A 24,394-nucleotide genomic window follows, 5' to 3' on the forward strand; every position below is an offset into this window, starting at 1 on the left:
CAAGTGAGGCCTAGCAGGGACTCACATTCGATCCGAGCCGGTCAACCCCTCACCTTAACCGATTCCAATGACTCGCTTTGATCCCGGACAGACACTTAGGGTTCGCGGCGAAATAACCGAATCGTTTGGCGAGAGCCGCCGGTCTCTCATCGTCATAGGGGGCGAAGGCCCGCCATCCACACCTTGCTGTGCGGGTCTCGGGAAAGGCATGGATGGCGGGCCTTCGCCCGCCATGACGGGATTGGGCGGCAGTGCCAACGTCGAAGCACTTATTTATCAACGGACCCTTAGACCGATCCCACCAACCGCCTAGGCGCCGTCATCCGATAACTACGCCCAACCAGATCGGCCACCTCATCCCAATCAGCCACCCCATCCAGCCAGAACCCGATCCACCCCTTGTGCCCGACATAGGGCGGCCGAAAGAACCGCTCCGGCGCCGCCGTCACCAGGATCGCCTGCGCCCCTGGCGGCGCCTTGCACCACACGCTCAGCCGCCCATCCACCGCATGCACCATGGCAAAGATCTTGTCGCGGACCCGGAACGTCGGCTGTTCCCACGTCTCCTTCTCCACCGCTTCGGGCAACCCCAAACAAACCTCACGCAACCGAGCGATCGCCTGTGTCACGCCGCCTGCTTCGCCAGCCGGTCGAATGCCGCCAGCCGCGTCACCAACGCCTCCATCTCCCGCAGGGGGATCATGTTCGGCCCATCGCTCGGCGCGACATCCGGGTCGGGATGGGTCTCGATGAACACCGCCGCCACGCCCACCGCCAGCGCCGCCCGCGCCAACACCGGAGCGAACTCGCGCTGCCCACCCGACGACGTCCCCTGCCCGCCCGGCTGCTGCACCGAGTGCGTCGCGTCAAACACCACCGGATACCCGGTACGCGCCATGATCGGCAGGCTGCGCATGTCGCTGACCAGGGTGTTGTAGCCGAAGCTGGCCCCCCGCTCACACAGCAGGATGTTCTGGTTGCCGGTGCCGGCGATCTTGGCGGCGACGTTCACCATATCCCAGGGCGCCAGGAACTGGCCCTTCTTCACGTTGATCACGCGCCCGGTCTCCCCGGCGGCCAGCAGCAGGTCGGTCTGGCGGCACAGAAAGGCTGGGATCTGCAACACGTCCACGGCCTCCGCCGCCGGCGCACAGTCGGCCGCGGTGTGAACATCGGTCAGCACCGGCAACCCGGTCGCCTCCCGCACCTCGGCCAGGATCGCCAGTCCCGCCGCCATGCCGATACCCCGCTCGGCGGTCGCACTGGTGCGGTTGGCCTTGTCATAACTGGATTTGTAGATGATCTTCACGCCGGTGCGGTCGGCGATCGCCCGCAACGCATGCGCTACCTCCAGCGCGTGGGATCTCGACTCGATTTGACAAGGGCCGGCGATCAGAACGAACGGACACAAATTGCTGATCTCGATCCCGCCAACCGTTACGACTCGCGCCGTGTCCGATTCCATGGCTCCAAACCCCTCCAAAAAACCCGAGCCTCTATAGTTCTTTCTTCGCGCGCGGTCACAACTGATAAGCGCCCTCGGCAGTATCATCGTATGAGACGGATTTGACCCTCGAGCAGCCCGAAGGTGTGACATCGGCCTGATGCAAGAAAGTCACACCTGTAACATTTCAATTAATACGTTCGGGTCACATTTTCGTTATTAGGGATAAATACCTCATATCGATAGTTATCCACAGCCCCAGAACGGCGAAATGGTGCGTCAACCTAGAAATCTTGCCGCGAAAGGGTTGTCACCTTTGCAACCCTGCTGTTACCGCACGTCTTGTCTAGCGTTTGCGGGAGGCGAGTCTATGCGGTCAGTCGGAACAGGAACCAAAGCTTGGCTTTTGAGCTCGTCGCTCCTGCTCAGTTGCACCGTGTTCGTCGCCCAGGCCGAAGCCGCCCACCATAGTCATCCCGCCAAAGCGCATGCGATCGAATCCCATCACGCGGTTGCGTCCCATCATTCGATCGCGCCCCGCTACGCGCATCCGCTCAGCAGCCGCGTGGCGTTCGTGTCGCATGGCCGGTACTCCTACGCCATGCACCTGGCCGGCCGCCGGTTCGCGATGCGCTATCATGGCATTTCCTGCGTGCCGTACGCTCGTGAGATTTCCGGCATCGAGGTGCCCGGCAATGCCTGGCAGTGGTGGGACAATGCCGAGGGCCGCTATGCCCGCGGCGACCAGCCCGAAGCCGGCAGCGTGCTCAATTTCCGGGCGAATGGCCGCATGCGCCTGGGCCATGTCGCCGTCGTCTCACGCGTGGTGAACCCGCGTGAAATCATGGTGGATCACGCGAATTGGCCGGGCGCCGGCGGCCGCGGAGGCATTTCCCGCGATGTCGCGGTGGTCGACGTCTCCGAGGCCAACGACTGGTCTGCCGTGCGGGTCGAACTGGGCCGCGGCGGGGAATTCGGGTCGATCTACCCGACCTACGGCTTCATCTACGACCGCCCCGACAGCGGCCGGGTCGACGCCGAGATCAGCCGTCCCGCCCCACTGGTGGCGGCAATTAACCGAGCACCGGCCGATCTGCGCCCGGCGGCGGAGCGGTCCTGGCACACGGTGGAAGAAGTCGCCGAGGCCCCGGCCACCTCGGCCCGCCGCATCGACCTGACCGTGCCCTCGGCGGAATTCCACGCCGGAAAATAAGACCACTTGCTTCCCGGCATCGCGGGCGCAGGCGTCGTCGAGCTTCGAACCAACACCGGTCCACATCAGGCTGCTGGAATAGCCAGGACCTAATCCGGCTGGCCCACCAGGCGGTACATCTCAGCCAAGGCCGGACTCATCGGTACATTGAGTGTTTCGCCGTTCGGCAACCGATCCACCAGCCAACGTGCATACAGCCGGTTCAATGTCCCCTCGCCCGCCATGCGGACAAAGCTGTCGCGGATCAGGTCGGCGAACGCAGCGTCATCCCGCCGGAAACCGATGGCGTACGGTTCGTAGGACAGATAATCGCCGGTGATGCCGAAGCGTTTGCCATCCGGTCGCGTGGCGACGAAGCCGGACAGCAGGATGTCGTCGGAGGCGAATGCATCGGCGTTGCCCGCCGCCAGCATGTCGTAGGCGGTGTTCAGATTGGGCACCTCGGTCACCGTGATCGGCGGCGAGACCGTCGTGGCCAGCCGGTGTAACGCAATCGCATTGGTTGTGCCGGTCCCAACGACAATCGTACGACCAGACAGTCCACGGTAGGAGGAGACCGCCGGCCGCCCGTCCGCCAGCGGCACCAGCAGCTTGGTGCCCGCCAGGAAGAACACCGGCGAGAACGCCACGGTCTTTGCCCGTTCGGCGTTGGCGGTCGTGGACCCACACTCCAGGTCGATCGCACCCGATACGATCTTTGGCAGGCGTTCGTCAGCCGCCACCGGCACATAGACGATGCGCACACCGGTCTGCCACGCCGGGGCGTCCGATTCCAGCAGGTCGCGATTCAGCGTGCGGGCCACATCCTCCGCGATGCCGTGGCACAGATCCAGGGAAAAGCCGACCGGTTGGCGGCCGGGGTTCAGGAAGGAAAACGGCGGCGCGCTGTCGCGATAGCCGATCAGGATGGTACCGCGATCGTTGATGGTCCGCAGCGTGCCGGACAGCACGGCACCCTCTTCCGCTCGGGCACCGTAACAAACTCCAACCGCCAGCAGAACGAAGGCAAGAAGAAGCCTCATGCCGGCTCCACCTCCATTTCCTCGATCATTTCGGTTGTGTCGTCGTCGGCGACCAGCAGCCCTTCCCATTTGGCGACCACGGCGGTGGCCAGGGAGTTGCCGATCACGTTGGTCGCCGAACGGCCCATATCGAGGAAGGTGTCGATGCCGAGGATCAGCAGCAGCCCTTCCTCGGGCAGGCTGAACTGGCTGAGCGTCGCCGCGATCACCACCAGCGACGCGCGCGGCACCCCGGCGACCCCCTTGCTGGTCAGCATCAGCGTCAGCAGCATGGCGATCTGGGTGCCGAGGGTCAGCGGAATGTCATACGCCTGGGCGATGAACACCGACGCGAAGGTGCAGTACATCATCGTGCCGTCCAGGTTGAACGAATACCCCAGCGGCAGCACGAAGCTGGAGATGTTGCGGGCGATAGGGAATTTCGCCAGTTGCTCCAGCATCTTCGGATACGCCGCCTCGGAGCTGGCGGTCGAAAACGCCAGCAGAAACGGCTCCCGCACCAGCATGACCAGGCGCCTCACACTGGGACCCAGGATCACGAAGCCGACCAGGATCAACAGCAGCCACAGGCAGACGAGGCCAAAGTAGAACTCACCCATGAATTTAGCGTAGTTCACCAGGATGCCCAGGCCGTTGGTGGCGATGGTCGCGGTCATGGCGCAGAACACCGCCAGCGGGGCCAGTTTCATCACGTAGCCGGTGACCCGCAGGATGATATGCGACAGGCCCTCGATGGCCTCCAGCACCAGCTTGGCGCGTGCCCCCATCGACGCGCAGGCGATGCCGAAGAAGATCGAGAACACCACGATCTGCAGGATCTCGTTGTCCACCATCGGGCGGATCGCCGAGTCCGGAAACACATGCTTGACGAACCCATCCAGCGTCATGGCGTGCGCATCGACGCCGGAACTGACGCCGCTGAGCACCTTGTGGATGCCGACGCCTGGCTCGAACAGGTTGACCAGGATCAGGCCCAGGGTCAGCGACACCAGGGAGGCACTGACAAACCACAGCATGGCCTTGCCACCGACCCGGCCGACGGCGCCGGCGTCCGACATATGGCCGATACCGACCACCAGCGTGGAGAACACCAGCGGCGCGATGATCATCTTGATCAGCCGAAGGAAAACGGTGCTGCCGATGGAGATGTAGCCGGCGAGCATCTTCTGTGTGGCTGGCGCGGCAACCTGGTCGTGGATCAGGCCACCGGCGGCGATTCCCAGGATCATCGCGATAAGGATATAGGTTGTCATACGGCTGGACTTCATTGCGACCGCGCCCCCTGTTGCTCAAGCGTCGGTGCGATCATGCTATGACGCATCGCCGCATTACAAGAAGTTAACGCACCTCAGGGTCCAGCAACGTTTGCGATCAAAGTCCGGCTCGGGCAGCAAACAACTTGTTGCATAGACCGCCCAGTTTGGCGGCAATCGTGTCATCGCCCACCGGGATGACCAGCTTTTCCCCACTGCCATTGGACCGATGCAGTTCGACGAGGCATTGCAGATTGCCCTTCCGCGCATACAGGTCCGTCTCCTTGGCGTCCGGCACGTTGGAATCCGTAGTCGGGGTGCCGTAGGCCTCGTCACCAATCCCGGCCAGGGATTTACGTGATGGGGGAACAAGAAGCAGCAGGTTCTTGAAGGACTGCATGTCACCGCGTCGTATCGATATATCGACGAACGCTACACCGTTTCCAGCGACGCCGAGTTCGCAGCCTTCCCCCTGCTGGCCCTCCGACATCGAATAATGGTTGATCGTCGCCTTTCCGGTAAGGATACCGTCGACGTCACTGACGGACAATTCCTTGTCGCATGGGTCCGGTGGGCGTGGGGTATCGGCCGCAAAGGCCGGCAGGCCGTGGATCGAAATACCGAGCAACGCAATAGTGGTAAAAATGGCTGCGATCTTGGGGGGTAGCATTGTTACCTCCAGGTCAGGTCGTTTATCGATAGACCGAATACTGGAATTATACGAATCGACTATGCCGTTGTTCTTTCGGCGCGGCTGCATAACCATTATCGCGAGCTAGGGCGCGCCGTTCTTTGTTTTGTTGTTGAAAGGCGTGGATGCCGATCTGCATCGGCATGGCGAGTGGTGGGACCTGTCCGAGGTTACCCGGCTGCGGCGACGGCCTTGCCGTTGGACAGCCGGAAAATTCGGTCCAGCCGCTCCACGCCGGTCAGGCGGTGGGTGATCAGAATGACCGACCGGCCGGACGCAGTCTCGTTCAGCGTCTCCAGGAAGGCTCGTTCGGTCTCCGAGTCCAGGCCGGCGCAGGGTTCGTCCAGGATCAGCACGGGGGCCGGCGACAGCAGCGCTCGGGCCAGTGCCAGGCGCCGGCCTTGGCCGCCGGAAAAGCGGGTTCCGCCCTCACCCACCCAGGTTTCCAGGCGATCCGGCAGGGCGCGCACCATATCGCCGATCCGGGCCGCGTCCAGGGCAGCCCATAGTGCGGCATCATCCGCGTCGGGGCGTGCCAGCAGCAGGTTGGCTCGGATGGAGTCGTCGAACAGGTGGGTCGCCTGCCCCAGCCAGCCGATACGCGCGCGCACCAGTGCTGCCGGCAGGGTAGCGATATCGACGCCGCCCAGCCGGACCTGGCCGGAGCGCGGTGCCACCACTTTCAGCGCTAGTGCCGCCAGGGTTGATTTTCCGGCCCCTGATGGGCCAAGCAGTGCCACGCGGGCGCCTTGCGGGACCTCCAGCGTCAGGCTGTCGAAGACTGGCGGGCGGTCGGGTTGCCAGCGGAACTCGACAGCCTCGAAGCGCAGCGTGGTGCCGACGGGCATGGCGGCGGGATCGGCCGGGTCGGGCACCGGCACGGGGGCATCCGCGGCTTCCAGCACCCGGCGGGCGGCGGCTGAGGCGTGGCCGGCCAGGGCACCGGCGCGGGTCAGGCCGCCCACGGCCTCGAATGCCGCCAGCACCAGGAATGCCGCTGCGATCGCCATGGCCGGGTTGACCCTGGCGCCGATCAGCACCGTCAGCACGGCGATCTGCGCGCACAGGAACGATGCCGCGCCGGCCAGGGCGGTCCGCCCGGCCATCGCCTGCTGCGCCGACAGCAGCGCTGCCTCCTTCGCCTGCACCGCGGCCAGCATGCGGCCCTCGGCGGCGAATGCGCGCACCTCCCGCAACCCGGTCAGCGCGTCGAGGGCGGCGATGCGGAGCGCGCCTGCCTCGGCCGCCAGTCCGGCGCCGGTTCGGCTGGACGCCCGAGCGGCGAGGCAGGGCAGGATGAAGGCGGCGGCGGCAAAGAGGGTGCCGACCTCGATTGCCACACCGGGGGCGCGATGCCCGATCAGCAGCAGCAGCGTCGGTAACAGCAAAACCGCCGAGGCCAGCGGGAGCAGGATGCGCAGATACAGGCCGTCCAGGGCCTCGATGTCCCCGACAAGGCGGGACAGCGCATCGCCGGCGTGCCGGAATCCCAGGCCGCCGGCCGATGTGCGCGCCAGGCGGCGGAAGAACCACACGCGTGTGTCGGCCAGGGCTCGGAACATCGCGCCATGGGTGACCAGCCGTTCGGTGTAGCGCAGGACGACGCGGGCGGAACCAAGGCCGCGCAGCACCGCCGGGATCACCAGGCCGCCGCCGACCAGTGCGGCCCCGATGGTCAGGCCGGAGACCGCCATCAGCGCGACCCCGGCGGCGAGCGATGCCAGGGAGACGACCAGGCCGGCCAGCAGCCATCCGGTCTGGCGGCCCCACAGGCCCATGATCCGCAGCAATGGTCCGCTCATCATGCCGCGCCTCGTGCCGATACGGCCTTGCCGTCGCGCAGGTCCAGTCGCCGGCCGCCGAAACCGTGCGCGGCGGAGGAGTGGCTGGCCAGGATCACTGTCCGCCCCAATGCCAGTCGTCGGAGGCTGTCGAGTACCTCCTGCTCCGTTGCCGGGTCGAGGTGCGCGGTGGGTTCGTCGAGCAGCAGTACCGGGGCGTTCTTCAGGTAGGCTCGGGCGATGGCGACGCGCTGCGCCTGGCCGCCGGACAGGCCGTAGCCGCCCTCGCCGATCCGGGTGTTCAGGCCGGCCGGCAGCCCGGCGGTGAACTGGTCAAGCCGAGCGGCGGTGGCGGCGGCGGTGATTTCGTCGTCGGAGGCCTCCGGGCGGGCGAACACGATGTTGTCGCGGATGGTGCCGGAGAAGAGGACGGGCCGCTGGCCGATCCAGGCGGTCAGGCGGGACAGCGCTTGCGGCACGAGGTCGGTGATGTCGGCGCCGTTGATGGTGACGCGGCCGCTGTCGGGGCGGACGAAGCCGAGGAGGATCTCGATCACCGAGGATTTTCCGGCGCCGGACGGGCCGGCCAGCACCAGGGTTTCCCCGGCGGAGACCCGGAACGACAGCCCGTCCAGTGCTGGTCCGCGGGAGGCGTCCCAGGTCAGGCGCACATTGTCGAAGGCGACGGTCACGCCTTGTGCGGCGACGGTGCGGATTTCGCGCGCCGGAACGGGTTCGGGCAGCGGCGGCAGGTCGATCAGCGATTCCGCCGCGCCGGTGGCGTGCAGCCGGTCCTGGTAGGCGGCGGAGAAAGTTCGCAGCGGGGCGAAGAATTCCGGAGTCAGCAGCAGCACGGCCAGGGCCGGCCACAGGACGTTCGCTATGTCGCCGTGCCGCAGCAGGCCGAAATAGTGGATCGCCAGCACCACCAGGGCCAGCGCGGCGGCCAGGTCGAGCACGACCGACGACAGGAAGGCTACACGTAAAACCCGCATGGTGCGGACTCGGAGTTCGGATGCGGCGGCCGACAGGGATTGGGCCTCGTCCTCTGCCCTGCCGTACAGCACGATGGTGGCGATGCCGCGCATGCGATCGAGGAAGCGGGCCTGCAAACGCGCCATCGCCAGGAACTGATTGCGTGAGGCTGCGGCGGCGCCGATGCCGGCGACCGCCATGCCCAGGGGCACCAGCAGGCCACAGCCCAGCAGAAGCAGCGCCGCCCATGGGTCGGCATACAGCACCGCCAGCAGAACGACGCTGGGGCCGACCATGGCGAAGGTCGTTGCCGGCACGTAGCGGGAGAACAGGCCGTCCAGTGCCTCGATCTTGTCCACCACGATGGTGGCCAGGTCGCCGGAATGGCGGCCGCGCAGCAGGGCTGGGCCGGCATGCAGCAGTCGGGACAGCGCGTCGCTGCGCAACCGTCGCCGAGCCGCCGCGCCAGCCGCGAAGGCGGTCTTTTCGGTCAGGTAGGACAGGCAGGCGCGCAGCACCGCCAGCACCCCGAATGCCGCCAGCGCGCTGGCATCGAGCGCTGATCCGGCGAAGGCCGAAGTCAGCACCGAGGCGGCGGCGAAGGCCTGGCCGATCGCCAGGATCGATCCCGCCACGTGCAGCATCAGCACCGGTCGGGCGGTTCGGCTGCCCGCGCGTTGTTCTCGCCGCAACCAGGATCGTGCAGCGGCCTTGGTGGGATCTGCCTGTGCCATGGAGGGGTGGATTAGACGAACGGGGCGGCGATGGACAGTACGGGAAAGCCAAAACGGCTGTTAAACTTCGTCAAGATCGCCGCCACCGGTCGAGGTCAGCGCCGCAACAGCATCTCCGCGATCTGAACGGCGTTGAGGGCGGCGCCTTTCAGCAGTTGGTCGCCTGCCACGAACAGGGCTAGCGAGCGGCCGGATGGATCGCCGCTGTCGGTGCGGATGCGGCCGACCAGCACGTCGTCTTGACCGGACGCCTCGGACGGCATCGGGAAGTGGTTGGTGGTGCGGTCGTCCACTACGCGCAGGCTTGGCGCGGCGGCGAGGATGGCTCGAGCTTCGGCCGGCGAAACGATTTCGTCGAATTCGACGGTGAGTGCCATCGCGTGGGCGCGCAGGACCGGGACGCGGATGCAGGTGACGCCGATCGGCAATTGGTCCGCGTCCAGAATGCGCCTTGTCTCCGCCACGACCTTGAGTTCTTCACCGTTGTAGCCGCTGTCTGGATCGACATCGGCGTTGTGGCTGAACAGGTTGAACGCGTAGGGGTGTGGCAGGACTTTGGGTTCGTAGGTCTGGCCGGCCAGGAAAGCGGCGGTGGACTGGCGCAGTTCCTCCATCGCCGCCGCACCGGCACCGGAGGCGGCCTGGTAGGTTGCCATGCTGATCCGGCGGAGTGGATGCGCCTGGTGCAGCGGGGCCAGGGCGACGGTGGCGATGGCGGCGACGCAGTTGGGGTTGGCGATGATGCCGTGATGGTGGCGCAGGGTGGCGGCGTTCACTTCCGGCACCACCAGCGGGACGTCGGGGTCCATACGGAAGGCGGAGGAGTTGTCGACCACCACTGCGCCGGCCCGGACCGCTGTCGCTGCATAGCGCTTGGAGATACCGCTGCCGGCGGAGAACAGGGCGATGTCGACGCCGTCGAAACTCGTTTCGGTGAGGGTCTCGACGCGGATGTCCTGGCCCTTGAACGGCAGCATCCGGCCGGCGGATCGTTCCGAGGCCAGCAGTTTCAGGCCGCGCAGGGGGAAGCCTCGGGCTTCGAGGCAGCGGAGCAGTTCGATGCCGACGGCGCCGGTGGCACCGACGATGGCGACGACGGGCGCACCGGCCTGGGCTTGATGTGCTTCGGTGGGTTCTTCGAGGGTGGTCAGCATGGTGTCTCTCTTCCGTTGAGCCGGGGGAGACGGGCCAGACTGAAACCGAGGCCCGTCCGTTGCCGGCGGGCCTTTGGGTGTTTTATGCCGTGACGATCACTGCACGCACACCAAAGGACGCCCCGCCTGGGCGGTCGTTTTGGTAATGCGTTTAATGGTCGTCGTCGTGGACATGGGCGGTTGCTTACGCGTTCGAACGGAGCGGCGTCAAGTCTGGCGCAGAGGCCCTAGGGTGCAGCGCGATCCAAGGCGTGGATGGTGGGCCTTCGCCCACCATGACGGGGGGCCTCAGTGCATCACATCCCCGCCGTTGGGTGACAGCGTGGCCCCAACGTAGAAGCCACCGTCCGGGCCGGCGAGCAGCAGGGCGGTGGCGGCGATTTCCTCCGGCCGGCCGAACCGGCCCGCCGGCAGCGCATCGATGAATGCCTGGCGATCATCCGGTTCCATCGTCGCCGTCAGATCGGTGTCGATCGGGCCGGGCGCGATAGCGTTGACGCGAACGCCTTTCGGAGCCGCTTCCCACGACAAGGCTCGGGTCAGGCCGATGATGGCGGCCTTCGCCGCCGAATAGGGGGCCGAGTTGACGGCGCCCTTCAGGCCGCGTTGGGAGGCGACGTTGATGATGCAGCCCCGGCCCCGGGCGATCATGGCCGGGTAGACCGCCTGGGCCATGAAGAACATGCCCTTCAGGTGGACGCTGATGATGCGGTCGAATTCGGCCTCGGTGTAGGTCTCGAACGGCTTGCGGATGTTCATGCCGGCGTTGTTGAACAGGATGTCGATCGGGCCGAACGTCGTGGCGACGTTCTCGGCGAACGCCCCGGTCGCAGCGATATCGGCGACATCGACCGATTGGTGCATGACGCGCCGGCCGAGTGCTCGTATGTCCGCGGCGGTTTCCTCCGCCTTGGCACCATCGTCCAGGTGGCAGAACGCGATGTCCGCCCCTTCCCGTGCGAACAGCAGCGCGGTGGCCCGGCCGATGCCGCGCGAGCCTCCGGTTATCAGCGCGATCTGGTTCCGCAGTTTCATGATGCCCGCCCCCTGTCCGGCAACCCGCCTCGGCAATACGTTTGTCGGGGCGGGTATTCGCCGCGAGACATTGCCACGGCGGTCGGTCTGAACCAAGGTCCGCCGCATGCTGATCGCCCGCACCCTTCCCGACCTTCGTTCGGCCTGTGCCCATCTGCGCCTGACCGCAAACTCCCTGGCCCTGGTGCCGACAATGGGGGCTTTGCATGAGGGCCACCGGACCTTGGTGCGCGCTGGCGTCGCATCCGGGGCGGCAACGGTCGCCTCGATCTTCGTCAACCCGCTGCAATTCGGTCCGAATGAGGACCTGTCGCGCTACCCGCGCGACGAAGCCGGCGACCTGGCGGCGCTGCAGGCCGAAGGCTGCGCCCTGGCCTGGCTGCCCGACGTCGAGACGATGTACCCAGCCGTGGAAGCAACGACGATCACCGTCGAGGGACCAGCCAAGGGCTGGGAAGGCGATGCCAGGCCCGGACATTTCCGCGGCGTGGCGACGGTATGCGCCAAGCTGTTCGGCCAGGTGCGTCCGGATCGCGCCTATTTCGGGGAAAAAGACTGGCAGCAACTGCAAGTGGTGAAACGGATGGTCGCCGACCTTTTGCTGCCGCTGGAGATCGTCGGTGTCCCGACGGTGCGGGAGGCGGACGGCCTCGCGATGTCGTCGCGGAACCGGTTCCTGTCCAAGGAGGAACGAGAAAAGGCCCCGGTGCTGATCGGAACGTTGCGTGCCACGGCGCTGCGGCTCACCAGCGGCGAACCCGCCGGCCAGGCACTGGCCGATGCGCGTGTTGCCTTGCAAAGCCAAGGATTCGGCGTCGATTATTTCGCTTTGGTGGAGGGCGCGACCTTGCTGCCGGTCGCGCAAGCCGTTTCGGGCGCGCGACTGATCGCGGTGGCGAAGCTGGGGCCGGTGCGGCTGCTGGACAATATCGGGATCGGGTGATCCGCCGGCCGCGATCGATCCGGCGAAGCATCATCACTCACCGGCCTGGGGAGACCCCTGCCCAATCCATTCGATCGAGCCGCCATGCGGATCGGTCCAGGCAACCGGCGACCCATTCACCGACAGCAGGAAATCGCCGGGCCTGCCGGTGGTATCCGTACGGCGCGCGATGTCCGGAAAGACCAGCGGCGTTTCATTCGCGATCCAGAATTGGCAAAGCGACATGACCCGAACCGCGAAAGCCTGCCTGTCGGCGCGGCTGGCGACATAGGCCAGGACAGCGGTGTGGAAGACCACCAGTGTGGCGTCTTTCGGGGCTTCACCGCACAGGGTCGCGAGTTCGTCTCCGAGCAGACTGCCCTTCGCCACCCGCGGTTTCGTTGCAACGGCAACTTTCATCGCGGCCCGCAGACGGTGCAGCCGTTCGGTCTGCTCCGGCCACACGAGATTTTCCAGCCACGCCGCCTGCGATGGGTCCGACACGTCGAGCGGATTGAGATCCAATCCGGCTCGCCAGACGATTTGCGGCATGGCGGCCGGGATCGGCGTTATTTCGTTTACGGAACAGGGGATACCGGACATTCCGGTGCCGGCACCTTCGGGCGGATCGATGTGCGCCCGTAATCGTAGCCATACAGATCAGGCAGCAGGCATAACCCCGCCGATGCGCCGACCTCGATCAATGCAAGCGGTTGCGGCAATGTCGCCAGAACCGGCAACAACGTCGCGCACCGAGCCGGTTCGTTGGTCTGCGTCGCATGGGTCAGCATCACCGAACGGATGGCATCGGGATGCGCCAGGATTGTCTCACGGAACGTGGTCCAACCTGGCGGCGTACCGAACAGATGGCGCATCGCGGCCAGCAAGAGGTTCGGTTGCCGCTTTTCCGATGGCAGGGTCAACAGAAAGCCCATGACATCCGGGTCGGCCGCGACACCGCGCGCCAGCATCTCGTACAGCGGCGACCGGAGATGCACTTCGTCATCGGCGAAGCGTATGTATCGCGAGGAGATTTCAGCGGCCTGCTTCGCGTCCATGCCCGATGGGTCCCCTCCCTGCAACCACGCCGATCCGCCACTATACGACCCCCGCCCACGCGGCGTAATCCTGCCGGTACTGCACCCCAAACGACCGGCCGGACGCGCTTCACGTCCGGAGCAACATGGTCCGTGAGCCACAAGATGTCCGTTTTCGACGAACCCAAGATCGACTGCCACTGCCATCTGCTCGACCCGGCGCGCTTCCCCTACGGCGCCGACAATCCCTATCAGCCGGCGGGGCAAGAGATCGCGACGGCTGGGCAGATGGACCAGGTGTTCCACGCTTACGGCGTGCGTAACGCGCTGCTGGTGCAGCCGAATTCCGGGTACGGTTCGGATAACAGTTGCCTTCTCGCCGCGATCGCCGCCAGCCGGGGGCGGTTCAAGGGCGTCGCCGTGGTACCGCACGACGTCGCCGAGACCGACCTCATCCGCCTGAAAACACAAGGCATTGTCGGCATCGCCTTCAACCCGACATTTCACGGCGTGGCCTATTACCTGGAAACCGAGGCGCTGCTGGCCAAGCTAGTCCGGCTCGATATGTTCCTGCAAATCCAGGTGTTCGAGGAGCAGATCCTCGCAGTGCTGCCACTTCTGGAACAGTTCCCCGTCCGGCTGCTGATCGATCATTGTGGCCGCCCCACCCCCGCCGCCGGCCTTCAGGCGCCCGCTTTCCAGGCACTGCTGGCCATTGGCCGCCGCGGGCGCGCTGCCATCAAGCTGTCCGGCGAAATGAAATTCTCCAGCGAGCCGCACCCGTTCCCCGACACCTGGCCGTTCGTGCGCGCGCTGGTGGATGCGTTCACGCTGGATGCGTGCCTGTGGGGGTCGGATTGGCCGTTCCTCCGTGCTCCGGAGCGGGTGGATTATGGACCATTGCTGACGCTGGCCGGCGAACTGTTCCCCGATCCCGCCGACCGGCGAAAGCTGTTCTGGGAAACCCCGCGCCGGCTTTTCGGTTTCGACAATCCAACGGAACCCTGACCCGCCCTTGGCATGGAGGCGCGCCGTCGAAGCGGCCAATCGAAGCCGGTCTTGCCGCCATCCCACCGGTCGTGCGACGACTCCCCGACACGCTGGCGCCCCAGCGACCGGAGGACCCATGGACCAGACCCTCGACGCCCTGCTTGGTTTTGCCCCCGACTACGATTCGCCGATCCCGTATATGCGGCGCACGCGCGAGTATTACACGGCGATCGGCTACACCACGCCGTATCGCTGGGCACACTATCTGTCGGCGCCGTTCACGCCGCTGAGCAAGCCGCTGAGCCAGTCCAAGATCGCCATTGTGACCACCGCCGCGCCCTATCAGCCCGACAAGGGCGACCAGGGCCCCGGCGCGCCCTATAACGGCAGCGCCAAGTTCTACGCGGTGTATTCGGGCGATACGGCGCAGGACCATGACCTGCGGATTTCCCATATCGGCTACGACCGCACCCACACCACAGCGACCGACAGCGGCACCTGGTTTCCCCTGCCGGCGTTGCGGGCGGCCGCCGCAGCGGGGCGGATCGGTGCCGTCGCACCTCGGTTCCATGGTGCGCCAACCAACCGCAGCCACCGCGTCACGGTCGAAACCGACGCGCCGGAAATCCTGGCCCGGCTGCGCCAGGACGGCGCCGACGCCGTCCTCGTCGTGCCCAACTGTCCGGTCTGCCATCAGACCAGCACCCTGGTCGCCCGTCATCTGGAGGCCAACGGCATCCCCACCGTCCTGATGGGCTGCGCCAAGGACATCGTCGAGCATGCCGCCGCGCCGCGCTTTCTGTTCAGCGATTTCCCGCTGGGCAACAGCGCCGGCAAGCCGCACGATCCGGCGTCCCAGGCGCAGACCCTGGAATTGGCGCTGCATCTGCTGGAAACCGCCGCCGGGCCGCAGACCACGATGCAATCGCCACTGCGCTGGAATGCGGATGGCAAGTGGAAACTGGACTATCTGAACCTGGAACAGATTGGTGAAGCGGAACTGAAGCGCCGGCGGGAGGAATTCGACCGGCAGAAGGAACTCGCCCGTCCCAACCGCGTGGTCAAAGCGGCATGACCGCCCGCCCGTTCACCGGGGTCCGCATCCTGGACTTCACGCAAGTGCTCGCCGGACCCTATGCCAGCTACCAGTTGGCGCTGTTGGGGGCGGATGTGATCAAGATCGAGCGGCGCGGTGGCGAGGACATGCGCCGCACGCCGCTGTCCCGCGAATGGGCCGACCGCAACATGGCGCCGCCATTCCTGGCGGTGAACGGCAACAAGAAAAGCCTGACGCTGGACCTGCAGAAGCCGGCGGCGCGGGAGATCGTAATGAAGCTGGCGGCGAAAGCCGATGTGGTGATGGAGAATTTCCGCGCCGGCGTCATGGACCGGCTTGGTCTCGGCTACGCTGCCTTGTCGGCGGTCAATCCGAAGCTGATCTACTGTGCCATCTCCGGCTTTGGCCAGACCGGACCCGCCAGCAATGAAGCCGGCTACGACGGCAAGATCCAGGCGATGTCTGGCATCATGGCGATCACCGGCCACGCGGAAATGGGGCCAACCCGAGCGGGGTTCGCTGTGTGCGATGTGTTGTCGGGCGCGACCGGGGCGTTCGCGATTTCCTCCGCGCTGTTCCAGCGGACGCATACCGGAAAAGGCCAGCGCCTGGACGTTTCGATGCTGGAGGCGAGCCTGGCCTACCTGGCGACCCAGGTCGCCGACTACACGGTTGCCGGGCATCGCCAGCAGCAGGCCGGCAACCAGGCAATCAGCCGCAAGGTCACCGCGAATTTGTTCCGCGCCAAGGACAGTTTTCTGTTGCTGGCGGTGAACGACGAAAAACAATACCGCAACCTGATGACCGCGCTCGGTCGCACCGATGTGTTTGACGATCCGCGGTTCAGCGACTGGTTCACCCGCAAGGAGAACGAGACGGCGTTACGGGCGATCATCGAATCCGCGCTGACGGCCGCGGACTCCAAGGTCTGGGAACGCCGCCTGAACGACGCCGGCGCGCCGTGCGCCAGCATCTGGAAGGTGGAGGAGATCATCGATCATCCGCAGATCGCGGCGCGTAACGTCATGCAGACGGTGGACAGTCCGTACGGGCCGATCCGGCTGATGGGTTCCGGCTTCCAGATGGCACACGGTGGCGGCAAGCTGGACACGCTGGCGCCCGAGGCCGGGGCCGACACCGACGCCGTATTGGCCGAGATCGGTTACGATGCCGCCGCCATCGCCGCGCTGCGGGTCGAATCGGTGATCTGAGCGGCGTTACCCGCTGCACCGCAACGTCGGACAGGGCCTTCGGGATCGGGCGGCGGTGCCGCGAAGCCGTCAACCACGGTCGGGCGCAGTCGCTACGGTACTCTAGCCTCGGCTTTGTTGAACTTCACGCAGGTGCATCATATACAACACGATTACATTTCCATTGGCCGCTCCATTATGTTCTCGACGCGTTCTTCGATCTTGGGCGTCATTTCGACCGCCATTTTGTGCGGCCTGATTGCCATTCTTTTCTTTACGTCCCCCAGGTCGGAGGATTTCTGGTGGACCGACGCGGCAAGCTTCGCCCTGAACGGCGACCTTATTCGGGACTACGTCGCGTCCGGATTACACCAGTCACCCATGGCCTTCGCCAACGGCTGGTTTCGCCATTACCCGGCGCTGACGATCAGTCTGTATCCGCCAATCTTCCCGATCGCCGAGGCCATCGCATTCGGCCTGTTCGGCTTTTCCCATCCGGTCGCCCAGGCCACCGTCTCCGCCTTCGCGGGGTTGGCGGCGTACGGTTCCTATCGGCTGGCCAGAACCACGACCGGCCCTTTGGAGGCCGCGGGTGGCGTCCTGCTGATGTTCAGCGCGCCAGGCATGCTGTTGTGGTCGCGCCAGGTGGTGATGGAGGTCCCCTCGCTGGCGTTTCTGCTGCTGGCCAGCCTGTGCCTGCTTCGTTTCCAGGCCGGCCGCCGCAGCCGGGACCTGATAATCGCGACATTGTTGACCCTGTGCGCCGTCTATACAAAGCAGACTGCCATTTTCGCCGCCCCGGCCTTTGCCTTGGCATTGATCGTATCGGATGGCTGGCGTTTGTTACGTGACCGGACGACGTGGGCCGCGGCCGGCCTTGGAATCGTCGGGCTCGTGCCGCTTGCCGTCTTTACCGTGGCAACCGCCCCTGAAATGCTGGCGATCGCGCTCAACCAGGGGATCGCCGCGCATGCGGATGGCGGACTCCAGGCCGGCGGTCATTTCGCGCAGGCCAAGGCCTATGTGCTCGCGTTGCCCGATATCGTGGGATGGCCCCTGCTGGTCGCCGCCGTCTGCTATCTCGCCAGTGTGGCTTGCCTTGGCTGGCGCGGCCCGGCTGAACGCCGGCTGGCAATCCTGATGCTGGCGTGGTTTGGCTGCGATTTCCTTTTCATATCGGCCACGGGACATTTTGAGGTTCGATATGCGATGGCGCTTGGGGTTCCGTGCGCCCTGTTCAGCCTCATGCTGCTCTCACGCATGCTGACCCCCTCCATCCGGCCTGTGGCCATCTTGGCTGCCGGGGCCGCGGTGCTGGGGTTTTTCCTGTGGACACAGCCGGTCTTTCGAATGTCCGGCTATGACAAAGTCGCTGCCTATGTGTTGCAGCACAGCGCGCAGAACGACGTTATCTGGTTTCAAGGCAGTGAATCGAAAAATCTGGTTTTCTCCCTTCGGAGCCATCAGCCGACACCCAAGCTGTTCGTGCTGAGGGCTGAGAAATTTCTGACCGACTACCATATCGTGCGCGAATGGGGGGGCACCGATCGCGGATGGACGACCGATGCGCTGCAAGCGATGGCCGATCGGCAGCATATCGCCATGGTTGTCCTGCAACCCGGGTTCTGGGCCGATCTGCCGTCCATGAAGCTCATGCAGGACTACATTCTCTCCGATCGTTTCCGGCAAGTCGCGGAATTCAAGATCACCGCCGATGAACCAAGCCAGCGGAGCACGATCAAGGTTTTCGTCAACCAGCGGCCGGCCATCACGACAGGATCCTCCAACTGATGGCGAACCTTCGATCCCGCAACGATAAACCATCTGTCCGATATCGCCGGCACCCCGGTGGCGCACGAGGATCCCATGTCTGACGTCGCCATGCCACTGGTCAGGGACGGTCCCGGCAACCGGCTCTGCGTGGTCGTGCCCGCCTTCAATGAGGCAGCCGGCATCGAGGAATTCCATCGGCGCCTGTCGGCGGCGATGACGGCGCTGGGCCCCTGGCGGGTGATCTATGTGAACGACGGAAGCACCGACGACACGCTGGCGATCCTGAAGCAGCTTCGGGCGGGCGACAGCCGTGTCGCGCTGGTCAACCTTTCACGCAATTTCGGCAAGGAAATCGCGATGACCGCCGGCCTCGACCACGCGACCGGCGATGCGATCATCGTCATTGATGCCGATCTGCAGGATCCGCCGGAATTGATCCCGCGTCTGGTGGCCGCATGGCGCGACGGTTACGACATCGTCTATGCCCAACGGAGCGTTCGGATGGGCGAAACCTGGCTCAAGAAGACCACCGCGAACCTGTTCTACCGCCTGATGCAGGATGTCGGAAACGTGAAACTGCCCCGTGACACGGGCGATTTTCGCCTGATGAGCTGGCGGGTCGTGGAGGCCGTGCGCTCACTTCGCGAAGGCCACCGTTTCATGAAGGGACTGTTTGCCTGGGTCGGCTTTCCCAGCCAGGCAATCCTCTACGAGCGAGCGCCGAGGCACGCCGGGACCACCAAGTGGAACTACTGGAAGCTGTGGAATTTCGCGATCGAGGGTATCACCAGCTTCACCGTCATGCCGCTGAAGATCGCCAGCTATCTCGGGCTGGCCGTTTCCGCGTTCGCCTCGCTGTTCATCTTGCAACTTGTGGTTCGAACCATCCTGTTCGGCAATCCGGTGGCCGGCTATCCCAGCCTGATGGCCGTGGTGCTGTTTTTAGGCGGCGTGCAGTTGCTCACCCTGGGCGTTATCGGCGAGTATCTTGGCCGGGTCTTCAACGAAACGAAACAACGGCCGCTCTATTTTGTGGAAAGCTTCCTGCCACCCGGCGATGCGTGAATCCACAACGCGATGGATGCCGCCTGAAACCATCTTAGGGTCCGTAGATAAATACGTGCTTCGGCGTTGGCACCGTCGCCCAATCTCGTCATGGCGGGCGCGGGCTCGTCATGACGATGAGGGACTGGGGGCACTCGCCAGACAATTCGTTACGCGGACGACCCGGCAACCCACCTATTCCCCGATACCGATATCCACGCGGCGAACCGCCACGCTGGGCAGGCTCTTTGGGTCGACGATCCCGTTCGCCGTGGTCGTGATCCGGACCGACGCGACACCGTCACCGATCAGCGCCTGCTTCACCACGTCCGCCCGCTGTGCCGACAGGCCGTCAACGTCCTGCTTTGGATCGGGTGGCGCCGAGAACCCGTCGATCGAGACAGGCCGCAACGGATGGTTCCGGGCAAATTCCGCGGCGCTGGCGATCGTTGCGTGCCCCTGCTGATTCAGTTCGGCCGAGTAGGGTTCGAAATAAACACTGAATTTTCGCGAATCGGACAGCAACGAACAGCCGCCAAGGCCCACCAACAAAAGAACGGTCATACAGCGTAGCCGCACATGATCCTCCCACCCGGCTGGGGTTGTGCCGGACCCATCGGTGCGGCGCCGGTTCGTATCCTAAGCGGTCCAAGCGGGACAGGAACGCTCACATTACCGCGAGGCAATGGTGGTGAACCGGCCGGGTGCGACGGCGGGTGCCAGGGTGGCGGCTTGCCCGGCATCGCGACCCAACACCAGATCGGCGACAAACCGTCCCGCGGCGGGGGCGGTCTGGATGCCGTAACCGGCCTGGCCGACGCACCAGAAGAATCCCTCGACACGCGGGTCCCAGCCGAACGCCAGGCTGCCGTCCGGGGTAAAGGTGCGCAAACCGGCCCAACTGTGCTCCACCCGCCGCACCGGGATATCCAGCGCCTGTTGCATACGGTCGATGCCGATGGCGACGTCGATCTCCTCGGGCTGGACGTCGTGCGGATGGGTGGGGGTCGCGTCGGCGGGCGAAACCATCAACCGGGTGCGAGCTTCCGGACGAGCGTACCATTCCTCACCAACATCGACGATCATCGGCCAGTTGGAAACGTCGAACGGTGATGGATCGATAATGGCCGCGGTACGGCGGCACGGCTGTAGACCGAGCGGGGCAGCGCCGGCGATGGTGGCGACATGATCGCCCCAGGCGCCCGCGGCGTTGACCACCACCGACGCCCTGAATGTCGTGCCGGATGTGGTTTCCACGTCCCACATGTCGCCGCGTTTTTCGATGCGCCCTGCCCGGCTGCGCAAACCCAATTCGCCGCCGTTGGCACGCAGCATGCGCAGGAAACCCTGATGGATCGCGGCGACATCCATGTCGAAGGCGTCTTCCTCCATCGTCGCGCCGGCCAGGTAACCGGGGCGGAGGGCAGGCAACAGCGCCTGTGCCTCCTGGACGGAGGCACGCCTTATTCCGTGGCCGCTCGCGAGGGCATTCTCCAGGTCGGGCAGTTGGGCTTCCGACGCCAGCATCAGGACCGGACGCTGGCGGATCAACGGCACGTCCGAGAAGCCGGCCGGAGGCGTTTCATAGAACGCGCGCGACAGCCGGGTCAGCGCCCGAACGTCCGGCGGACCGTAGTTCTGGATCCAGATGGCGGCGGAACGACCGGTGGTGTGATAGCCGGCGACCTCCTCCGCCTCGATCAGTGCGACACGCTTATCGGCGGACAGGAAAGCGGCGGCGGTGGCGCCTGCCATGCCGGCGCCGATCACGGCGATATCGAAATTCATCTGACCCCCTCGATGGTTGGTCCCGGACGCCGCCTCCGCTGCTTATACTGGCAGGAAGATCGGCCTGACGCCATCAGCCATCGGTGTCGGCGACGTAATGCCTCTCGCCGGTCCGAGCGTTGTAGTACACCACGACCGTCTGGCCAGAGCGCGGATCGACGAATTTTTCCGTCGTCCTGTCCCATCCGGGGCCAGGCGGCTCCCGACGGATCGGCTTGTAGATGTAGCGTTCGAACAGCAGGCCCAGCAGCAAGATAGCGGGTGCGATCGCGAATGGCAGCGTGCGCCAACCCATAGCGGCGCCCGCCAGCGCCCCCGCCAGTAGGACCGCCATCAGAAGCAGCGCCGCCGAACGCAGCATCGGGGTCAGGCCGGGTCCGGTTCCACGACCACAGCGGTGCCGTACGCCACGATTTCGCTCATGGTCTGGCCGATCTCAGAGCTGTCGAAGCGCATCATCACCACGGCGTTGGCACCCATCATCGTTGCGTTCTGCACCAACCGATCGACGGCGTGGCGGCGAGCTTCCTCCAGCAAGGACGTGTATTCCTTGATCTCGCCGCCGACGATGGAGCGCAGGCCGGCCATGATGTTGCCGCCGATCCCGCGGCTGCGCACAACCACGCCGAAGCACTGGCCCTTGACGTCCCGCACCCGATAGCCGGGCAGGTTCTCGGTGGTCACGACGATCATGCGACACCCCTCTGTTCCGCCCGCGTCATAGCCTGACGTTACGGACAAGGGCAACAAATCGCCATCACGAAACGAACGACGTTCCGGTTCCACGCTGTCCTGCGGAACCGGAACGTCCGTCTTCACACCAGGCTGCTGCCGCCATCGACCACGATCACCTGCCCGGTCCCATAGGTCTGGCGCATCAGATACAAATAGGATTCGGCGATTTCCTCGGGTTCGCCGGCGTGGCCGACCAGCAGTTTGTCCGCCATCTGGCGATACAGCGCTTCCCGGTCGGCCTCTTGCATCGCACCCCACAGCGGCGTCTTCACCACGCCGGGGCACACGATGTTCACACGGATCGGGGCCACCTCAACCGCGAGGGCTCGGGTCAGGCCCTCCATGGCAGCGCAGATACTTGCCCCGAGCGCCCAACCGGGCTGTGGACGGCGGCTAGCGACGCCCGAGGTGAAGACGATCGATCCGCCCGGCCGGATATTGCCGGCACCGTGCTTGGCGGCCAGATAGGCACCCCAGTAACGAAGTTCGAAGAACCGGTGCGCGGCGTCCAGGTCGGTGGCGGCCAGGGGACCGAGTTGCAGCGTCTCACCAGCGGTGAACACCAGGTGGTCGAAGGCGCCGATCCGGGTGAACAGGGCCTGGACCGCCGTGGCGTCGGTCAGGTCCACAGCATGGCCCTCGGCGCCGGGGAGTTTCGCCAGTGCTTCGTCCACGCGGGCCTGACGGCTGGAAACAATAACGACCGAGGCGCCTTCACGCGCGGCCGCCTGGGCCGTCGCCAGGCCGATACCGGAACTGCCGCCCAGCACCACGATCCGTTTGCCGTTCAATGTCATGGGATTCCTCCATCGGTTGCGATGGCAGGGTATTTCGGCGTTTCGCGGCATTGATGCCAGCGCATCTTTATCCATACTATAGTGACTGGAGATCATCATGGCGTTCGATAGCAGGTTGCTCGCCGGCATCGGTGTGCTGACGGCCGTGGTGGAAAGCGGCAGTTTCGTGCGGGCAGGGGAAGCGCTCGGACTGACGCCGTCCGGGGTAAGCCGAGCGGTGGGGCGGTTGGAGGGACGGGTGGGGGTCAGGCTGTTCGACCGAACTCCACGTGCGGTGACGCTGACGGATGAAGGACGGCGGTTTCATGCCCAGGTGCTGCCGCTGCTGGCGGGGTTGGAGGAAGCCGCGACGGATGCGGGCGGATCGGCGGCCGAGGTGCGCGGGCGACTGCGGGTCAACGTCGATCCCTGGTTCGCCCGATTGGTGCTCGCGCCACGCCTGGCCGGGTTTCTGGACGCACATCCGGCGCTGTCGGTCGAACTCGTGGTGCGCGACACGCTGGGCGAACTGGTGGCCGAGGGCTTCGACGCCGCCGTCCGGTTCGGGGAGCCGGAGCCATCCGGGTTGGTCGCGCGCAAGCTGCTGGAGACCCGGATTCTGACCTGTGCCTCGCCCGGGTACCTGGCCCGGAATGGCACACCGCTGCATCCGAACGACCTGGAACGGCACGCGTGCCTGATGTTCCGGGATTCGGTGACCGGGCGCCCGTTCGCGTGGGAGTTTTGCCGCGGCGACGAGGTCGTGGCGGTGAAGGTGAATGGCCGGATGGTGCTGAACGACCTGGCGACCAAACTGGCGGCCTGTGCCGCCGGCTGCGGGGTGGCGCAGACGATCGCCCTAGGAGTCGATTCGCTGCTGGCGAGCGGGGAACTGGTGCAGATCCTGCCGGATTGGGCGGATGAACGGTTCCCGCTGTACGCGTATCACCTGTCCCGCCATTTGCCGCCGGCGAAGGTGCGCGCCTTCCTGGATTTCGTGGTCGCTAGCGTCATGGGGAGCTCTATTCGGCCGGCAGGCCCAGCAGTCCGCGACGCAGTTCCGGCGACGGCGGACGAGGGCCGATAAACCCGGACAGCAGCCGGTAGGCCAGATCGCGATCCGTGAAGTCGCCGATTATCCGGTCGTTGGCGAGCACTCGAACGCCCTTGGCGGTGAAAATGTAGGTGGACGTGTCGCCGGCGCTCACCGCCGGTGCGGCGGCGACAAGCCGCTCGAAATCCGTCTGGTCGGAGGGTGCGCATTCGCCGTTGCCGCAGTTGTTTCGCTCGCCCTCGCGGTATTGCTGCTCCACCCGTTCCTTCGACGCACCGCGGATGAATTTCAGCAGGATGACCTTGGGTTCGGACGAAGCCAGTATCTGCGGCGCGTCATGACTTGGCCGCGGCAGGTAGAGTCCGGCGACGTAAGCCTCGATGTGGAAAATCGTCAGCGAACGCAGCCCGATTCCGTTCAGGACAAGGGATTGTCCGTCAACGGTATAGCTATCCGGCAGACTCACACCCTCCAGCGTAGCCGCCGCCGCGCTTGACGCAAGCCAACAGCACAAAAGGACCGCCAGGAGTATTCGCAACAGGGATGGGCGCATTGTCGATTCAGGGCCAATGATGTTCCAGCCGGCCAATCTAGCCCGTTTACATCGTGTTTGAAGGGTCTCCCGCCCCCGTTTTGTGGCAAGGACGATCAAAGTCGCGTGCCATTTAACGATGCTGGCGGTTTGGACTATCGTTTGCCGGTTGGTCTACCGCCGAAAATGGACGC

At 65.3% G+C, this 24,394-nt stretch carries 25 protein-coding genes; 8 read left to right on the forward strand and 17 right to left on the reverse strand.

What is annotated here, in order from left to right:
* Positions 1-287: 287 nt before the first annotated feature.
* Both GSQ89_RS10270 and kdsA read right to left on the reverse strand, forming a co-directional pair.
* Positions 288-629: an MmcQ/YjbR family DNA-binding protein gene (locus GSQ89_RS10270; RefSeq protein WP_216856102.1), complete on the reverse strand. Its 342-nt coding sequence runs from the start codon at positions 627-629 to the stop codon at positions 288-290.
* On the reverse strand, positions 626-1,465 hold the full coding sequence (gene kdsA / locus GSQ89_RS10275; protein WP_158924689.1) for a 3-deoxy-8-phosphooctulonate synthase: 840 nt from the start codon (positions 1,463-1,465) through the stop codon (positions 626-628). Before kdsA ends, GSQ89_RS10270 begins: the two co-directional genes overlap by 4 nt.
* 385 nt (positions 1,466-1,850) lie before the next feature.
* On the opposite strand from kdsA, the gene GSQ89_RS10280 reads away from it, so the two are divergent.
* Positions 1,851-2,657, forward strand: a complete 807-nt coding sequence (locus GSQ89_RS10280; RefSeq protein ID WP_254073152.1) for a CHAP domain-containing protein — start codon at positions 1,851-1,853, stop codon at positions 2,655-2,657.
* Positions 2,658-2,746: 89 nt separating this feature from the next.
* Here GSQ89_RS10280 and GSQ89_RS10285 read toward each other — a convergent pair whose 3' ends face one another.
* From GSQ89_RS10285 to GSQ89_RS10315, 7 genes are all read right to left on the reverse strand, one after another.
* Positions 2,747-3,679, reverse strand: a complete 933-nt coding sequence (locus GSQ89_RS10285) for an amino acid ABC transporter substrate-binding protein (protein WP_158924700.1) — start codon at positions 3,677-3,679, stop codon at positions 2,747-2,749.
* On the reverse strand, positions 3,676-4,932 hold the full coding sequence (locus GSQ89_RS10290) for a dicarboxylate/amino acid:cation symporter (RefSeq protein ID WP_254073153.1): 1,257 nt from the start codon (positions 4,930-4,932) through the stop codon (positions 3,676-3,678). Before GSQ89_RS10290 ends, GSQ89_RS10285 begins: the two co-directional genes overlap by 4 nt.
* A gap of 118 nt (positions 4,933-5,050) precedes the next feature.
* A complete protein-coding gene (locus GSQ89_RS10295; RefSeq protein ID WP_158924704.1) occupies positions 5,051-5,692 on the reverse strand; it encodes a hypothetical protein in 642 nt (213 codons plus the stop codon).
* Positions 5,693-5,793: 101 nt separating this feature from the next.
* On the reverse strand, positions 5,794-7,425 hold the full coding sequence (gene cydC / locus GSQ89_RS10300) for a thiol reductant ABC exporter subunit CydC (RefSeq protein ID WP_158924706.1): 1,632 nt from the start codon (positions 7,423-7,425) through the stop codon (positions 5,794-5,796).
* Positions 7,425-9,113 (reverse strand): thiol reductant ABC exporter subunit CydD, encoded by a 1,689-nt coding sequence (gene cydD, locus GSQ89_RS10305; protein WP_158924708.1) that lies wholly within the window; start codon positions 9,111-9,113, stop codon positions 7,425-7,427. The genes cydC and cydD overlap by 1 nt, the downstream gene beginning before the upstream one ends.
* A gap of 95 nt (positions 9,114-9,208) precedes the next feature.
* On the reverse strand, positions 9,209-10,267 hold the full coding sequence (locus tag GSQ89_RS10310; RefSeq protein ID WP_158924715.1) for an aspartate-semialdehyde dehydrogenase: 1,059 nt from the start codon (positions 10,265-10,267) through the stop codon (positions 9,209-9,211).
* A 288-nt stretch (positions 10,268-10,555) separates the two neighbouring features.
* Positions 10,556-11,302 carry an SDR family NAD(P)-dependent oxidoreductase gene (locus GSQ89_RS10315; RefSeq protein ID WP_158924717.1) on the reverse strand — a complete coding sequence of 249 codons (747 nt, stop codon included), beginning with the start codon at positions 11,300-11,302 and terminating at the stop codon, positions 10,556-10,558.
* Between the two features lie 106 nt (positions 11,303-11,408).
* Here GSQ89_RS10315 and panC point away from each other — a divergent pair, with 106 nt between their 5' ends.
* Positions 11,409-12,245: a pantoate--beta-alanine ligase gene (gene panC / locus GSQ89_RS10320; RefSeq protein ID WP_158924719.1), complete on the forward strand. Its 837-nt coding sequence runs from the start codon at positions 11,409-11,411 to the stop codon at positions 12,243-12,245.
* Positions 12,246-12,278: 33 nt separating this feature from the next.
* On the opposite strand, the gene GSQ89_RS38440 is transcribed toward panC, so the two are convergent.
* Together GSQ89_RS38440 and GSQ89_RS38445 are read right to left on the reverse strand one after the other, a co-directional pair.
* On the reverse strand, positions 12,279-12,827 hold the full coding sequence (locus GSQ89_RS38440; RefSeq protein ID WP_216856103.1) for a DUF2332 family protein: 549 nt from the start codon (positions 12,825-12,827) through the stop codon (positions 12,279-12,281).
* Positions 12,803-13,282, reverse strand: coding sequence for a DUF2332 family protein (locus tag GSQ89_RS38445; protein WP_216856104.1), 480 nt, complete (start codon positions 13,280-13,282; stop codon positions 12,803-12,805). Before GSQ89_RS38445 ends, GSQ89_RS38440 begins: the two co-directional genes overlap by 25 nt.
* A gap of 144 nt (positions 13,283-13,426) precedes the next feature.
* On the opposite strand from GSQ89_RS38445, the gene GSQ89_RS10330 reads away from it, so the two are divergent.
* From GSQ89_RS10330 to GSQ89_RS10350, 5 genes are all read left to right on the forward strand, one after another.
* Positions 13,427-14,269, forward strand: coding sequence for an amidohydrolase (locus tag GSQ89_RS10330; RefSeq protein WP_158924721.1), 843 nt, complete (start codon positions 13,427-13,429; stop codon positions 14,267-14,269).
* Between the two features lie 118 nt (positions 14,270-14,387).
* A complete protein-coding gene (locus tag GSQ89_RS10335) occupies positions 14,388-15,326 on the forward strand; it encodes a glycine/sarcosine/betaine reductase selenoprotein B family protein (RefSeq protein ID WP_158924723.1) in 939 nt (312 codons plus the stop codon).
* A complete protein-coding gene (locus GSQ89_RS10340) occupies positions 15,323-16,519 on the forward strand; it encodes a CaiB/BaiF CoA-transferase family protein (RefSeq protein ID WP_158924725.1) in 1,197 nt (398 codons plus the stop codon). Before GSQ89_RS10335 ends, GSQ89_RS10340 begins: the two co-directional genes overlap by 4 nt.
* 201 nt (positions 16,520-16,720) lie before the next feature.
* Positions 16,721-18,289, forward strand: a complete 1,569-nt coding sequence (locus GSQ89_RS10345) for a glycosyltransferase family 39 protein (RefSeq protein ID WP_158924727.1) — start codon at positions 16,721-16,723, stop codon at positions 18,287-18,289.
* A 75-nt stretch (positions 18,290-18,364) separates the two neighbouring features.
* Positions 18,365-19,336 carry a glycosyltransferase family 2 protein gene (locus tag GSQ89_RS10350; RefSeq protein ID WP_254073154.1) on the forward strand — a complete coding sequence of 324 codons (972 nt, stop codon included), beginning with the start codon at positions 18,365-18,367 and terminating at the stop codon, positions 19,334-19,336.
* 174 nt (positions 19,337-19,510) lie between these two features.
* Here the strand turns inward: GSQ89_RS10350 and GSQ89_RS10355 are convergent, their stop codons facing one another.
* The 5 genes from GSQ89_RS10355 to GSQ89_RS10375 form a co-directional block, all read right to left on the reverse strand.
* Positions 19,511-19,879 carry an OmpA family protein gene (locus tag GSQ89_RS10355; RefSeq protein ID WP_158924729.1) on the reverse strand — a complete coding sequence of 123 codons (369 nt, stop codon included), beginning with the start codon at positions 19,877-19,879 and terminating at the stop codon, positions 19,511-19,513.
* 108 nt (positions 19,880-19,987) lie between these two features.
* Positions 19,988-21,103, reverse strand: coding sequence for an FAD-binding oxidoreductase (locus tag GSQ89_RS10360; protein WP_158924731.1), 1,116 nt, complete (start codon positions 21,101-21,103; stop codon positions 19,988-19,990).
* Between the two features lie 73 nt (positions 21,104-21,176).
* Positions 21,177-21,464, reverse strand: coding sequence for a hypothetical protein (locus GSQ89_RS10365; protein WP_158924733.1), 288 nt, complete (start codon positions 21,462-21,464; stop codon positions 21,177-21,179).
* A 5-nt stretch (positions 21,465-21,469) separates the two neighbouring features.
* Positions 21,470-21,796 (reverse strand): YbjQ family protein, encoded by a 327-nt coding sequence (locus GSQ89_RS10370; protein WP_158924735.1) that lies wholly within the window; start codon positions 21,794-21,796, stop codon positions 21,470-21,472.
* Between the two features lie 122 nt (positions 21,797-21,918).
* On the reverse strand, positions 21,919-22,635 hold the full coding sequence (locus tag GSQ89_RS10375) for an SDR family oxidoreductase (protein ID WP_158924737.1): 717 nt from the start codon (positions 22,633-22,635) through the stop codon (positions 21,919-21,921).
* A gap of 97 nt (positions 22,636-22,732) precedes the next feature.
* On the opposite strand from GSQ89_RS10375, the gene GSQ89_RS10380 reads away from it, so the two are divergent.
* Entirely contained in the window at positions 22,733-23,701 is a 969-nt protein-coding gene (locus GSQ89_RS10380) for a LysR family transcriptional regulator (protein ID WP_158924739.1), read from the forward strand.
* Here the strand turns inward: GSQ89_RS10380 and GSQ89_RS10385 are convergent.
* Positions 23,637-24,134, reverse strand: coding sequence for a chalcone isomerase family protein (locus GSQ89_RS10385; protein WP_158924741.1), 498 nt, complete (start codon positions 24,132-24,134; stop codon positions 23,637-23,639). The two genes, GSQ89_RS10380 and GSQ89_RS10385, sit on opposite strands and share 65 nt — an antisense overlap.
* Positions 24,135-24,394 lie beyond the last annotated feature (260 nt).

The organism is Acidisphaera sp. S103 (genome assembly GCF_009765975.1).
Classification (GTDB): Bacteria; Pseudomonadota; Alphaproteobacteria; order Acetobacterales; family Acetobacteraceae; genus Rhodopila.